Annotated in this window: 11 protein-coding genes and 1 pseudogene; 6 read left to right on the forward strand and 6 right to left on the reverse strand. The window is 55.5% G+C overall.

Going from position 1 to position 13,674, the window contains the following annotated elements; all coding sequences use genetic code 11:
• Position 1 precedes the first annotated feature (1 nt).
• A complete protein-coding gene (locus tag H5P30_RS04990) occupies positions 2–1,270 on the reverse strand; it encodes a BamA/TamA family outer membrane protein (RefSeq protein ID WP_185691857.1) in 1,269 nt (422 codons plus the stop codon).
• Positions 1,271–1,610: 340 nt separating this feature from the next.
• Between H5P30_RS04990 and H5P30_RS04995 the strand changes: the two genes are divergently transcribed.
• The 5 genes from H5P30_RS04995 (at position 1,611) to H5P30_RS05015 (ending at position 8,452) form a co-directional block, all read left to right on the forward strand.
• On the forward strand, positions 1,611–2,582 hold the full coding sequence (locus tag H5P30_RS04995) for an antibiotic biosynthesis monooxygenase (RefSeq protein WP_185691858.1): 972 nt from the start codon (positions 1,611–1,613) through the stop codon (positions 2,580–2,582).
• Between the two features lie 40 nt (positions 2,583–2,622).
• Positions 2,623–3,843, forward strand: a complete 1,221-nt coding sequence (locus H5P30_RS05000) for an amidohydrolase family protein (protein WP_185691859.1) — start codon at positions 2,623–2,625, stop codon at positions 3,841–3,843.
• Between the two features lie 346 nt (positions 3,844–4,189).
• Entirely contained in the window at positions 4,190–5,575 is a 1,386-nt protein-coding gene (locus H5P30_RS05005) for a TolB-like translocation protein (RefSeq protein ID WP_185691860.1), read from the forward strand.
• Positions 5,572–7,086 (forward strand): class I SAM-dependent methyltransferase, encoded by a 1,515-nt coding sequence (locus H5P30_RS05010; RefSeq protein WP_185691861.1) that lies wholly within the window; start codon positions 5,572–5,574, stop codon positions 7,084–7,086. Before H5P30_RS05005 ends, H5P30_RS05010 begins: the two co-directional genes overlap by 4 nt.
• A gap of 193 nt (positions 7,087–7,279) precedes the next feature.
• The gene (locus tag H5P30_RS05015) at positions 7,280–8,452 is read left to right on the forward strand and encodes a glycosyltransferase (protein WP_185691862.1); all 1,173 of its coding nucleotides are present in this window, start codon (positions 7,280–7,282) and stop codon (positions 8,450–8,452) included.
• A gap of 119 nt (positions 8,453–8,571) precedes the next feature.
• Here H5P30_RS05015 and H5P30_RS05020 read toward each other — a convergent pair whose 3' ends face one another.
• Both H5P30_RS05020 and H5P30_RS05025 read right to left on the reverse strand, forming a co-directional pair.
• Positions 8,572–9,120, reverse strand: coding sequence for a disulfide bond formation protein B (locus H5P30_RS05020; protein WP_185691863.1), 549 nt, complete (start codon positions 9,118–9,120; stop codon positions 8,572–8,574).
• 10 nt (positions 9,121–9,130) lie between these two features.
• On the reverse strand, positions 9,131–9,286 hold the full coding sequence (locus tag H5P30_RS05025) for a DUF5993 family protein (RefSeq protein WP_185691864.1): 156 nt from the start codon (positions 9,284–9,286) through the stop codon (positions 9,131–9,133).
• Between the two features lie 290 nt (positions 9,287–9,576).
• Between H5P30_RS05025 and H5P30_RS22810 the strand changes: the two are divergent.
• Positions 9,577–9,675, forward strand: a pseudogene (locus H5P30_RS22810) (YSIRK-type signal peptide-containing protein); the annotation flags it as partial.
• Positions 9,676–9,815: 140 nt separating this feature from the next.
• Here the strand turns inward: H5P30_RS22810 and H5P30_RS05030 are convergent.
• From H5P30_RS05030 to H5P30_RS05040, 3 genes are all read right to left on the reverse strand, one after another.
• Complete coding sequence (locus H5P30_RS05030) at positions 9,816–11,402, reverse strand: right-handed parallel beta-helix repeat-containing protein (RefSeq protein WP_185691865.1); 1,587 nt, start codon at positions 11,400–11,402, stop codon at positions 9,816–9,818.
• Positions 11,403–11,557: 155 nt separating this feature from the next.
• A complete protein-coding gene (locus H5P30_RS05035; protein WP_185691866.1) occupies positions 11,558–12,919 on the reverse strand; it encodes an autotransporter-associated beta strand repeat-containing protein in 1,362 nt (453 codons plus the stop codon).
• Between the two features lie 30 nt (positions 12,920–12,949).
• Positions 12,950–13,654, reverse strand: a complete 705-nt coding sequence (locus tag H5P30_RS05040; RefSeq protein WP_185691867.1) for a type II secretion system protein — start codon at positions 13,652–13,654, stop codon at positions 12,950–12,952.
• Positions 13,655–13,674: the final 20 nt, after the last annotated feature.

Genomic DNA, 13,674 nt, shown 5'->3' on the forward strand with positions numbered 1-13,674 from the left:
CTTAGAACGGTTGCCCAAACATCGCCACGAATTGCATGGTCTCTTCGGAGAAAGCCGCTCCGATTCGGACAACCGCGTTGCGAACGAAGAAGCGTAGGTCGATGCCCGCGTCATAGTGGAGGTCGTTATAGAAAAGCTCGAGGTCGTAGGAATCTCCGACTCGCCCGGCCTCTGCGAATATGGAGATCTGCCACCAGTCGAGGTCGAGAATCTCGTCGACCATGGTGTCTGAGAACGGGAGCCAGTGGGGAATGAGCCGGTATTCCGCCGAAAGATAGGAGACCGCCCGGCCGTTGAACCGGTTCGACGGATATCCACGCATCCGATTGAACCCTCCGAGGGTCGCTCCAGTGTAGTAAGGGGGACGATTTACGGCAACGGGAGCGCCGAGTCCGGGGACGTCCACCTCCTCCCAAGTGAACGAATAACCGGTCCAGGCGTTGAGTCCGATGACCCGTTGTCGAAACCATCCGGTCTCGCCCAAGTTGAAATACTTCGAGAGCTCGATTTCCCCGAACGTCCACGAGTCAGAGTCGCCGAGGGCACCCCAATCCCGGGTGATGGCGACTTTTTGGTAACTGCCCCGGCTCGGGTTCGTACGGAAGTCCCGGTTATCGTATTCAAGACCGACTTGCAGATTGAGGGTTTCAAAGCTGTAGGGCGTTCCTGTTTCGGGAACGGTCACGCTTTGATTGCGATAGTAGGGGCGAAAAAGGAGTGAGGTGCGGCCGGAGCGAAACGGGTCCCAAATCTCGCCCCCCGTAGGTGCGGAGACGAGCATTCCCCGATCGACCTCATAGGTGTGGATGGCGCTGTCTCGGTTGTCGCCCATCGGGAGAACGTAGCGAAACTGGGCCTGGAGCCATGCATCGTCGGCTCCTTCTCTGAAATAGTTTTCTCCGCTCGAGTCGTTGCTGCCGGCGAGGTTTGGCGAACTGAGATATTCGGGGTTGCCCGGGAGGAATACTTGGAGATTCGTGTAGTGAAAATAGTTGGCTAGCGGTTCGACGTAGAGACGATCGAGAATTCCGGTGGGATACCCGTTCCCGCCGAGGATTACGCTCCAGGTGCCGTTGCTGCTGTAGGTCGCCGCCCCGTAGGTGATCGAGGTATCGCTGAGCCAGCCGGAGGTGCCGCCCCCAATCCCAACTGCGACGTCCCAGGTGTCACTGGAAAACCCGTAGGGGAGGGCGATCCAGCCCTTACGCGGCACTCGTTGTCCTTTGTCGACAGTGATGTCCTGAGCGGTTGCGGGAAGGATTCCCAGCAAAGCTAGGATGCATCCGCAGAGGAGTTTAGTCCTGAGCGGAAAAGGTCGGCGGCCGCAGTGCATGAGTCGTGATGAGTCGAACAGGAGGTGGAAGAAAATCGTGAATAACCTTTGTGCCCGAAGATCGTTAGCGGAGCGTGGGCGCGAGACCAACCCCAAATCGACTCAGATTCCGCAGAACGCTTCGGATTTTCTATGAGGAGCCGTTTTCTGCTCCGTTTTCGTTGGCGGTTTGGTGTGCCTCGACTGATTCCCCGCCCTTGACTGTCTTCATCCCTCCCTCTCTCATTGAGGCGCTTCTTTTTCACCCTTTCAACTCGTCCTTCGCAGCTATATTTCAATGAAAAACTCTCCGGAACCGGGTCATTTGAAGTCACACGTTACCCTGGTGATCTCGCATCGGGTTTCGGAGGAGGTCTCGCGCGAATTTGCCCGTTTGCAGGATGAATTGGCCCGCAAGCTGAAGACCTTCGAGGGGTTCCTGGGGTTGGAAACGTCCTCTCCCGAAGGGGGACGGCAGGAGGAGTGGGTGATTGTCTACCGCTTTCAGCACGCTGGGGCCCTTGAGAAGTGGATGGAATCCCCGCAACGAAAGAAAATCGTCGAAAAGATCCGCGAGCTCACCGGGCAGGAAGGGAGTATTCAGATCCTAGTCGAGCCGCAGAACAAGGAATCGGTGACGACGGTATTCGCTCATCGGATTAAAAAGGGGTGCGAGGAGGATTATCGGAATTGGCGGGCGCGAATTATCGAGGCCCAGCGGGCGTTTGACGGGTTTCTCGGGGTGGAGTCTTTCGATCCCATAGAAGGCGTGAGCGACCAATGGGTGGACATTGGCCACTTCACCAACGCCGAATCCCGGATCGCGTGGATGGAGTCGGAGGAGCGCAAGCGATTGGTCCGGGAACTCGAGCCGCTGGCGGAGGATGTTTCGGTCAAGTCAGTGAGCTCGGGGCTCGATGCTTGGTTTCGCAGTGGCTCCGGAGAGCAATCGGAAGAGACCCCGCCTGTCTGGAAGCAGGCGCTTTCGATCTTGTTGGCTCTCTATCCGATCGTGATGCTGCTGACCTTTTATTTCAATCCGCTCTTCGGCTCGATCTCCTTGCCCCTGATGATGCTGATCGGAAATGCCGTCAGCGTCAGTCTACTGTCTTGGTTCGTCATGAAATGGGTCAATCGCCTACTGGGTTTCTGGCTTCTTCCGAAACGGAAGAGCCTGGCTTTGGATATCGGTGGAGCCGTGGGGATTTTCATCTTACTGGCCATAATGCTCTTCTTGTTCGAGCGATTCGATCCTTTGCCGATGAAGTAGCCTCAAGCCGTTCGATTCTCTCCTGACTCCACGAAAAATTATGATTATTTCCGGACAACTCCTTCTTCCTTCTGGCGAACGAACCGTAAATATCCAACCGGGTTGGCTTCGACTCGAAGAAGACCGAATTGCCGAAGTGCATCCCGGAGAGATCCATTCCCGCCCCGATCTCGGTGGGGAAGACTTTCTCGTTTCCCCCGGCTTCATCGACACGCACCTGCACCTGCCTCAGATCGATTCTTTCGGAGCGTTTGGCGAGAGATTGCTCGACTGGTTGAATGGGACGATCTTTCCGGCAGAGATTGCCTGGTCTGATCCGGATCACGCTCAACTGCGGGCCCGAAGTGCTATGGAGCAGCTGTTTGCCTGTGGTACAACCGGGATCGTGGCGTTTGCCTCCAATCATTTCGAAAGCACGAGGCGCTCGCTTGAAACGGCACGAGAGCTCGGAATGCGTGCGTCGATCGGGCAAACTCTCTGTGATATGGAGATCACACCCGAGCTTTTGGTTCCCACGGCGGATTCTCTTCGGCAGGCGCGTGAGCTTTTGGAAGGATTCCCTCCCGGAACCGACCGTGTCACCGCCTCAGTGGCTCCTCGGTTCGCATTGACTTGCACCGGAGAGCTGTTGAGTGGGTGTGGAGATCTTGCCAGGGAGTTCGGTGCCATCGTCCAGACTCACTTGGCGGAGATGGAGCCTGAGTGCGAGCGGGCCTGTGAACTTCATGACGCGTCGGACTACACAAGTATTTACGAACGCGCGGGCCTCCTCACGAGCCGTTCGCTCTTTGGACATTCGATCCACCTCAGCCCCGACGAACGCTCACGCCTCGCCGCTGCCGGGAGTAAGGCGGCCCACTGTCCCACCTCAAACACATTTCTCCGGTCCGGCGTCATGAATCGCGCCCAATGGCTGCGAGACGGCTATGGGGTCACCCTGGCCACCGACCAATGCGCAGGCTACGAGAAATCCATGATCCGCGTCGCCCGCTCGATGCTTGAGGTCACGATGTTTGTCGGAGAAAAGCCACCCAGCGAATTCGAGGCGTGGTGGCAAATCACAGCAGGCAACGCCCAAGAGCTCGGTTGGGCAGACAATGGCGTGCTCCGTGAAGGAGCCGAGGCTGACATTGTTCTCATCAAACCCGAGCATCCCTGGCACAAACTGCGCCGCCCCCTGAGCGACCTCCTTTGGACCTTCGACGATCGCTGGCTCAAGGCGACCATTGCCAACGGAAAGTTGGTGTATCGCCAAGCGTAAGAGGAGTCTGTGTTTGGAGACACGGTCTGAAGAAACATTGGACTAAAATCTGTCTGGTTTAAAATATTTGGCACCAAGGAGATCGGGATCATCTCCGTGTGTTTGATTTGGCCACTCCCCGGTCGTCTTTCGTCTTTACTGAGTTGTTTGTCTATGTGATCGACGAGGCTTCTGATATCGTGAAGTAAATAAACCAGGTTACTTTAAGTTGACATGTTCGGTTTCGAACTGTGATTCGACTGGGTCGTGATACCAGAATCGGGATTGTGCGGTTGAAGTCTGGGCGGCTTGCCGTTCCCTCTGTTCAATGCGCTTTTTTGCTAAACTTTCGCCTGCAATTCTTGGGGTGTTTCTGCTCCTTCTCGCTGCTTGCTCTTCTGGTTCCGGTTTCGTAGAGACCGAGGCTCCCTCGGGGTCCTCCAATCAACTCCTTGCGCCAGAGGAACTTGCGGGTGGATCGGTCCGGGCGGTTTGGATCCGCGAAGTTGGAGATGGGACGGATTGGCACGCTGCCACGAGCAACGTGATCCTCATGGGCTATGACAGTGAGGACGGCCAAGGGGTTCGGGTGTTGCACGAGGGATTCCGTAATTATAACAAGCCACTTCTCTCTCCGGACGGCCAGACCGTCGTCTTTACCGACCTTTCCGATCGTCGCGGGATCATCACCGCTCTGGAGTGGGGCTCGCAGAAGCTCGTCCCCCTTGGGGCCGGTCTCGCCCTCGATGTCTGGGAGGCGCCCGATGGCACCGTTTGGGTCTATGCTGGGCAAGGACCGATGGACCATCGGGGAAATGTGGCCAAGGTCGAACGCTTTCCCCTCGACGACCCTTCCGCGCGGGAGCTCGTTTGGGATCACAAAGTGGCGCGTGACAATTTCCAGCTTGGGGCCTCGGGACAATTCGCCGGCGGGCTTTTTCCCGCAGCTCCCAATGGTGGCGTGGTCGACCTTGAGACTCTCAAGTTCAACGTCTACTCGCCCGGTTGCTGGGCTGCGCTCTCTCCGGGCCCCCGGGGATTGCTCTGGGTCTTTGACGGTCGCCACCGCAATCTCCAGTTTTTTGCCACCAATTCGGAATACCAGCCCGGCGGAGACACCGATCGCTGGGTGGTCAACATCACCGGAGCACCGGGAATCGACGGCAACCGCACCTACTATCCCCGTTGGTCGAACCATTCCCGCTTTTTCGGGGTTTCCGGTCCGATGCCGCACGGCAACTATGAGCGGGCGGAAATCTACATCGGTCGCTTCTCGGAGGATTATCAGCGCGTCGAGGCCTGGAGCCGCCTTACGAACGACGACCGCCCCGATATCTTCCCAGATATTCGGGTGATCCCCGGCGGGAAAGGGACCTCTGCGGGATCTACAGGGCCGGTTTCTTCGAAAATGCAGCCGAACTCCACGGGGGAGGAATTTGAGACGACTGGCGTCCTTCTCGAGAAGACCCGAACTCCCACGCCGGACGACATTGCCCCTTACAAATCCGCCCTCGCGGTTTACCGCTATCAGGTGGAGTCGGTGCCGGAGACTGGGGAGCCGGGCGAAATATATGTCGGTCACTGGGTCATTCAGGATGAAAAAGTATTGCGCGATTTTCGGAGAGAAGTGGGCGAGTCCTATCCGCTCGAACTCGAGATCTACGATGGAAACCCGAAGTATCAGGGCAAACGGGTCGTTTCCGACTTGAACGAAGGGGCCTCGACCCTCTTCGTGGACATATCGGACAATTGAAGACCTTTTACGACTTTCACCTCCACTGGTATCCGGGATACCAGATCGATCGCTTTGGCGAACGACTGCAGGAGGTGACCCGCAACTATTCCTCCGTCGTCGGCGTGGTGTATGACACCGAGCTCGTCGATTGTTGGAATGATTTCCTCATTGCCACCCAGTTTCTCCCCCTGAAGAACGTGGAGTCCAGCGACTCGCGGTTCTACGGCGAGATGGAGGAAGATGGCACCCGGATCGTGTTCTACCGGGGCGTACAAGCTGTCTCGGAGGAGAACGTCGAGCTGCTGGTCATCGGCGAAGTGCCCGACACGGGGCCGTTAGAGAAAATGGTATCGGTGGCCCTCTCGATTGGTTCGGCCGTTCTGTTGCCTTGGGGCTTCGGGAAATGGCGGGGCAAAAGGGGACAGCTCATCCTCCGGGAGTTCCGTCAATCGCGGCCCAGGCTTTTTCCGTCAGACTCCGCCAATCGCCCGAACCGCGGCGGTGGGAAGGCCTTTCTTGCGGGAGTATTTGCGAAACTGCCGGGGTGCTATCGGCTCGATGGGAGCGATCCCCTGCCTATGGAGAACGACGAGATCTTCTCGTTCACCTTGGGGATGGAAGGTCCCGAGCCGCAGGATTTCCCGGAGGACGCAGCCTCTTTTGCTGAGAGGTTGCCGCAGTTGGCCTCGGAGTTGAAGTCTGTCGAAGGGCGGAGGGTCGGCCGTGAATCGGTGAGTCGCCAGGTTCGTTTGCGGAAGAATGGACTCGCTTTGCAACCTCCCCATATTCCGACGGTGCCCGGGACTTCGGATGCGGGAGATATCGAGTCCGCTACGGATCGCTACGCCCGCCGGTTTTCCGGAAGCGTCGGAATGTTCTTTCTGGATCGTCAGGCCGAGCTCACTCTCAAACTTGCTGAGTTGGAGCGCTTTCCGAAAGGGGAGGTTCTCGACATTGGAGGCGGTCACACCCAGCTAGCCCCTCACTTTCTCGAGAAGGGCTGTTCGGTGAGCATCTTCGCCAGCGACGACTCTTGTCGGAAGCGTCCAGACCGGATACTCGGCGCCTGGAACTATCGATTTGCGACGGGCGATCTTCTCCACCTCCCTTATCCGGACAACTCTTTTGAAGTCGTTACTCTTTTCCGCCTCGTTCCCCACGAGACAGATTGGGAAGCTCTCATCGAGGAAGCCGCCCGGGTCTCTCGCAATACCGTCATCCTCGACTACCCCGACATTCGTAGCTTCAATGTCTTTTCAAGAATGCTCTTTCTGGTGAAAAAGGCCGTTGAAAAGGACACCCGGGACTACGAGCTCTTCACGCGCAAGAAGATTGCGGCTGCGATGGAGGAAGCCGGTCTCCGAGATCTACGCTGGAGGCCGCAGTTCTTTCTTCCCATGGCTCTCTATCGCATGGTGGGTTCCGGTCGTTTTGCCAAAATCCTCGAAAGCTTTTTTAACACTCTCGGGCTTACCCAACTATTCGGCTCCCCGGTTATCGTTGGAGGACGCAAGAAAGCCAGCGAATGAAACGTAAAGGGTCTCTTGCGATAGTTTTATGGGGGATGGCGAACCTTGAATTTCCAACCTCGACCGTGAATGGGAGGATTTTCTTCACTCGATGTTGGACGTTTTACGTTCAAAGTTCGATGTTCGCCCTCTAAAATATCTGCCAATCATCCCCGCGACTAAACTTCAAAATTTTCTTCGATCGCAATTCTCCGTGTCCCAGTCACTCTCCATCCTCCTGATTGCCCCGCATCCCTTCTTCGCGGAGCGCGGCACCCCGATTGCTGTGCGCGAGGCGGCGATGCTTCTCAGTGAGGCCGGGCACAAGGTGACGATCCTGACCTTTCACCTCGGAGAGGATCCTGAAATTCCCGGAGTCGCGGTGAAGCGGATTCCCCGGATCCCCGGAATCAAGAAAGTCGGGATTGGGTTTTCTCCCGCCAAGCTCATCGCCGATGGTTTTCTTTTTCTGAAGCTCGGCTGGATGCTCATGCGTGAAAAATACGATGCCGTTCACGCTGTCGAAGAGTCCGTCTTTCTCGCTTGGATCTGGCGTGAGTTCATTCCGTATCGCCTCGTTTATGACATGGACTCCTGCATGTCGGATCAGATCGTGGAGAAATGGCCTCAGGCGAGTTCCCTCGGGAGTTTCCTGCGGGGTAGTGAGCAGTTTGTCATGCGGCGAGTCGATCACATCCTTCCCGTGTGTCCCGCCTTGGCCGAGACCTGTCGCGAGTTGGCCTCGCAGACTCCGCGTTCTGTTTTGCACGACGTCCCGCCGCCGAAGTCGGGCCATCAGCCCGCCGATCTCGTGAATCTACGCCAGCTGGTCGGCAGTGATGGACCCATCGCCCTCTACGTCGGAAACTTTGAAGGTTATCAAGGAGTGGATTTGCTACTCGCCGCGATGGAGCGGGTCGATCCAGTGTCCCCGTTGCGCCTCGTCCTGATCGGAGGAGGGGAGAGCACAGGGAGTATTCGCAGGCGCATCGAGACGACCTCACTCAAGGGTCGAGTGCTCCTCCCTGGACCTCAGCCGCTGGACCATTTGCCCTTTCTCCTTGAGCAGGCGGATATTCTCGCTTCTCCGCGTAGCCGTGGTGTCAATACGCCGATGAAAGTTTACGCTTATCTGCAGTCCGGACGGGCAATGGTGGCCACCCGCATCCTTTCCCATACCCAAGTGATGAGCGAAGAGCATGCTTGCCTGGCCGACCCGACTCCTGCAGGCCTGGCCGAAGGCTTGGAGACTCTCGCCAATGATCCAGCCCTTCGCGACCGCCTGGGGCAATCGGCGAAAGCTCTTTCCGAAACCCGTTTCTCCCGCAATGCCCTTGGCGAGCAGATTTTCAAAGCTTACGAAACTGAGCCGGGTATTGATTGCTGAGTAGTTTTGTTGAAGGGAGAAGACTCCCTCCACTCTTGGGCTTGGATCAATGTTTGCTCCCCCGATGGTGAATGATGCTCGCACGGCGGGTAGCAGTCGATACTGCCGGAAAAACGGAATCAGTGGAGAAGGTGATATTCGGTCGGATTGCCCGGGAGGAACCAGTTCCAGCCGGCTTCGAAGAATACGCTGACGACATTCGCCAAAAGGATGAGAGCGAAAAGGCCGAGCACGCATTTCGAGAAGGTCGAGAGTTTCGTTGGGCGATAGGTTTCGCCCTCCTTCAGGGTCCACAAGTGAAGGCCGCAGACAGCAACCATGACGGCAAAAACAATGAAGGCCCAAGTGTAGAGATGGAACCCCATCACGGGGGTCCCGTAGCCCGGATCCGTCGAGCTGGCAATATGGAGGACGATCTGGCGGGTGGAGATCGATCCTCCGAGCATTGCGGCTATGATCGTCATGCCAAAGAATTTGACTCGAACGCCGTGGAGAATCACGAGGCAGGGGCCGATCGCCGCGAGGGACATCCCCATCCGCTGTAGGTAACAGAGGGGGCAGGGGATTTCTTCGAATATGAACTGAATCCCGAAGGCCCCGAGAAGAACTCCCATCAGGACGAGAACGTAAAGGTGCGCGAGGTAGTAGGTGAGGCGAGCGTTGGTCATCGTACCGAGTCTAGAGGTTGATCTGCAAGGTATCCGTCGAATGGTGAAGAAAGAGAATCACCATGAGGATGAACGTGACGATGAACAGAACGTCGACGAGACCTTTCGGGGACCGGGTCGCCGCAAAGAGCGTGGCGAGGAGAAAGAGGAAGATCAGAGCGGCCATAGGTTGGTAGGGAGGGTTTACGCGAAATGAGTGAATGCCGAATTTCTGAAGGGATCATGCAAATTAGGACGAGATTGGCAATATCCCGAATTCGCCGAGAATCCCGCCTTTGGAAGTCTCCGTAGGTTTGTGCGCGGGATTCTCCTTTTTGGGCATCTAAGGAACCTCCTTTGAACTCAACTCTTCTCTATCTCTTAGATGAGAGTAAAGCTTATCCATGATGGTCAAAACAGGGATTATACGGAAGCGCCATTCGTTGTGACCAAGGTTCTGTTTGAACTCATTTTCGACGAAAATTCACAGTCGGAGCATTCTCGGTCCTTGTGTGCTTTTCGCGGTATCCGGCCGGTGGCGGGCCTCTACATCACTGGCGATTTACTTTGGGGTAGATGATCCCAGGGCGGGTATTGGCCAGTCGAACATACGGATGCTTCGAAATAGTTCCGAGGCGCTGTAGAATTCATACGGTCTCAAAAACGGGCTAAAGGATCTTCGAATGGATGTTGTCTGGTGTCGAAGCTCTGCCCGGTTAAAGGGGGAGGAAGGCTCCGAAGCTTATATTCTCAGGGGTTCTGATCTTTCCGGAGAAATCCCTATCGACTCGGATACGTTCGTCGATTGGGTCGAGATACTCGTCCGTAGGAGTTCCTGGGAGTTTCTCCGAGGTCAAACGAAAGTCATGGTCGGCAAGGTTTGTGAACCAGGCGGGGTCTCCTGCCGTATAGAAACTCTGAGAATCCTGCCGGGTCGCCTCTTTCCAGTCCTGGAAGTTCAGGAATGTGATGCCTTTACGATTCGAGGTTTTGAGCCAAGTGACTCTGGCGCCGGCGATTCCGTAGAGATTGTAGTTCGAGTGAATGTTTTTGTATTTATCGGGTGCTGCCTGATCATTCAAATGGAACATGAAAAAGCTTCCATTTGGTTTGTAGATGAGGGAGTTCTCGTAGGTGGTCGGGCCGCGGTAGTTCCAAAGACTACTGAAGCCGTCTGCCCCTCTTTGAGAGAGGTCGAGCAGCTTCTGGGGGACGGATTCCAAGTCGAAAACGTGTGTGTTGTTCACATAGTAAATCTCCGTCCCTTCCTTGTGGTAATCGCCGATCTGAACATTGAAAAAAATGTTGTTTGCGAAGAGCAAGCGGCTCCCTGTGGAGCCGGAAGCTCCTGGGGTTTTTAGAAAAGTTGCATTCTCGAGGATGTTTCGTTCAACCCGGAAAAAACGGTTGTGAAACTCGGGTTCTTTGCGGCGGAATCCGATGTCAAAGCATGCGTCCATGGCCGGTCGTAACCAATTGCGGACGACGTTGTTGAACAGCATGCCATTGGAAGGGGAATGGATGAGGATGGCATCTTGATTTCGTGAGGTTTCATCCGTTTCGGTTCCGTTGTGGATATAGGTATTCTGAATGACCTGCCAGCCGGGGATTCTCGGGTGCTCGGCCCAGATGCCGGTTCCGTTTTTTCCGTGCTTTCCGGTTTCCCCGTTGTTTAGCCAGATTCCTCCCCCGCACCGGAAGTATCCGTCTCCGTCAAAGTCGGTGCCTTCGATTTCGACATTTTCGACCAACACGTCTTTACATCCTTCGATACGTAGGTGGAAGCTATGCACCGGCCCTTTGAGGCGAACGTTGCGAACGGTGACGCGATCTGCGCCTTCTATGCGAATCCCGTCCCAAGTCCGGTAGTCGGGATCGCTGTAGGAGATCGAAATGTTTTCGATAATGACTTCTTTCGCGTTCCGGATGAGGAAGAGAGTGGTACCCTCTTTTTGAGGAATGTTTTGATTCCAGCGAACGGATAGGTGCAGGCCCTCTATGTGCACTTGATCTTCATCTTCCCAGACCCGTTTCGAATCTTCGCCGAGAACGTCGGTGGGTTGGATTTGAGGAACGGTTCTCAATGTAATTTCGTCAGCTGTTGGTAGCGTGGACCAGTCGCTCATGTAGGCGTTGGTGTATTCTCCCGCTCGAGGAATGAGGTCGTCGGCCCGGTTCCATTGATATTCGTGGGTTTCTGAGGATGGATCTGGAGTTGACGCGCTTTTGCCAGGATTCTGCTTTTGTTTGACGCAGCTGGTTGCGCTGGAGGATAGCCAGGCTATCCCCAGGAGGGCGGCCAACGATCTTCCTCGGAAAGATTTTTTTATGCGGAGTGGGAATATTTTCGATGTCATGATCGAATGGTGACGGTTAGAGCCGCGAGATCTCATCTATTCTGTTTCTCGGGGCGATGTCCGTTTGGGGATGGGGAGGGACCGCTCTGTTTGGTTATGATTTATTTGCGGATCCGTTTTGCGGAGAGGATAGAAATGAGAAAGGCTCCGATGAAGAGTGCTGCTTGAGACGGTTCAGGAATGATGGTGAAACCGTTCGTGAGCTCGTCGAAAGTGAGGTCTCCCGAGATCTCACTATTACTGAAGTTGATGAAAGAAAGTGTCGATCCTTCGAAGGCTGACGAGGAGCCAGTGATGGAAAGGACTCCATTATAGCTTTCGCCAAGATTTCCGGTTCCGCGGAAATCGATGATGAATTCGGCCTCGCTGCCGGTTGAGAGTAGATCTCCGGAGAGGGAGATGCTGCCGTCCTCTTCGAGGTTGAAACCCAAGGTCGCCCCGTCTGCCAGTATGAGGTTTTCGGAGGTGAGAGCATTGGCCGCAACGAGGGTGCCGGTCGAAGAGACGCTGAGGTTCCCTTCGCTGGCGAGTGTCCCGCTGATTACCAACGTTCCAGAGTCAACATAGGTTCCCCCGGTATGGGATAGGTCTCCGGAGAGGATCTGGGTTCCGGCCCCGTCATGGCGCAGGGTTAAGGTGCCTCCGGTTCCATCGGTCAGTGAGGTTGCCGCCTGATAGGTTTGACCACTCTCTGTTGCGATTCGGAGGGTGGCTTCATTGGCGCTTTGGGAAGTATTCAGCGATCCTGCAATCGTACTGTTCGTGCTAGTATCGGATATGCCGGTGCTTGTCGCCGTTCTTGAATAGCCAGAGGCACTGGCATCATTGGTAATCAAGTTGATCTTTTTCTCATTGTCTCCCGGGTTGAATGTCAGTTTCCCGAGGGTGTAGTCGTTCGAGATATTCAGATTGATGCCGATAGAGTTTGATCCTCCGCCGCCTCCGAGGATCGTTTGATTGATTGAAAGTTGGTTGAGTACTCGTGTTCCGTTTGACCGCCCGAAATTGACGGTTCCTCCGTTCGTGGAGAGGTCGAGTGTTCCAATGGAAACATTCAACCAGTGATTGGAGCCTGCCTGATTTTGGAAGCTGAGATTGGTGCTGTTGTTCGCTTTGCTAAGGGTGCCGTTAATTGTCAGCGAGTGGGTGGTATTCTCCGTTGGGGAAACGAAGGTTAAGGTTCGCCCTCCCGAAGTTGCGTCTACTTGGAGATCGTTAACCGCAAAGTTGCCATCAATGTACACGCTGGTGCTGGAACTGAGATCGAAAGTAGCAGAGTCTCCGGAATTCGGAACTGCTGTCGGGGTCCAGAGGCTGGCATCGCTCCAGTCTGAGGAGGTGCCGTCCGCGGAACGGGTGAAATCTTCTGCACAAACTAGCCCCGCAGTGAGAGAGAGCAGGGATAGTGTCCATGCTGTGGGAATGAGGGAGCTTCGAATTGCGGAATTGGGGATGTATTTCATTTTGGTTTGAGCGTATGGGTTAGATGTTGATCAAAGCGGATCGGAAAGAGGTGCTTGCCGGACACTTCCGTCAAAGAACACTTGGTTGCGGTAGTCTCCGTGGACGGGTGTTTCGGCTTCGCTTGTCCATTTGCCAGCGCCCGAACTTTCTTTGTCGATGTCGCTGAGCATGTACGTGTTGGTCGGGTCGGGAATGGCGTGTAGATTCAGGGAACTGGTTCGGCTTCCACTTGCATTTCCAAACGGTCGGGAATTGGGGTTTCCGGGTAATACGTTGTGAGGATTGGCGACGTAGATGGCGGCGTAGGGATCGTTTGCCAGTTCGGGGTATTGGCGAGCAACGCCCGGGCAGAGGAACTCTTTGCAGAGGACTGCCGATCCATCATCGGGTAGCGTGTAGCCGAGGTAGGGGGCCAGATGGGTAGCCAAGCGGTTCCAGCTGTTGATGCTGACATAGGCTGGCTGGGATGCGCTGAGTCCGGCCTGTCCGGAATTTATTCGCTTCCCCGGGAGTTGGCCGTCGTTCTCGTTGGCAAAGGATAGGACGGCTAATCCGATTTGCCTTAGGTTGGACTGGCACTGGGTTGAGTTCGCTCGTTTGCGGACGTTGTCAATGGTCGCGAGAGTGATCCCAAAAAGAATCGCGATCACAGCGATGCCTGTGAGCAACTCGATGATCGAGAAGCCAGCTGTGGACGGTCGAGTCTGGGAGCGGTTGGTAGGGAGGGGTGACATAGCAGAGCTTTGTTACATAC

It is taken from the genome of Puniceicoccus vermicola (assembly GCF_014230055.1).
GTDB lineage: Bacteria > Verrucomicrobiota > Verrucomicrobiia > Opitutales > Puniceicoccaceae > Puniceicoccus > Puniceicoccus vermicola.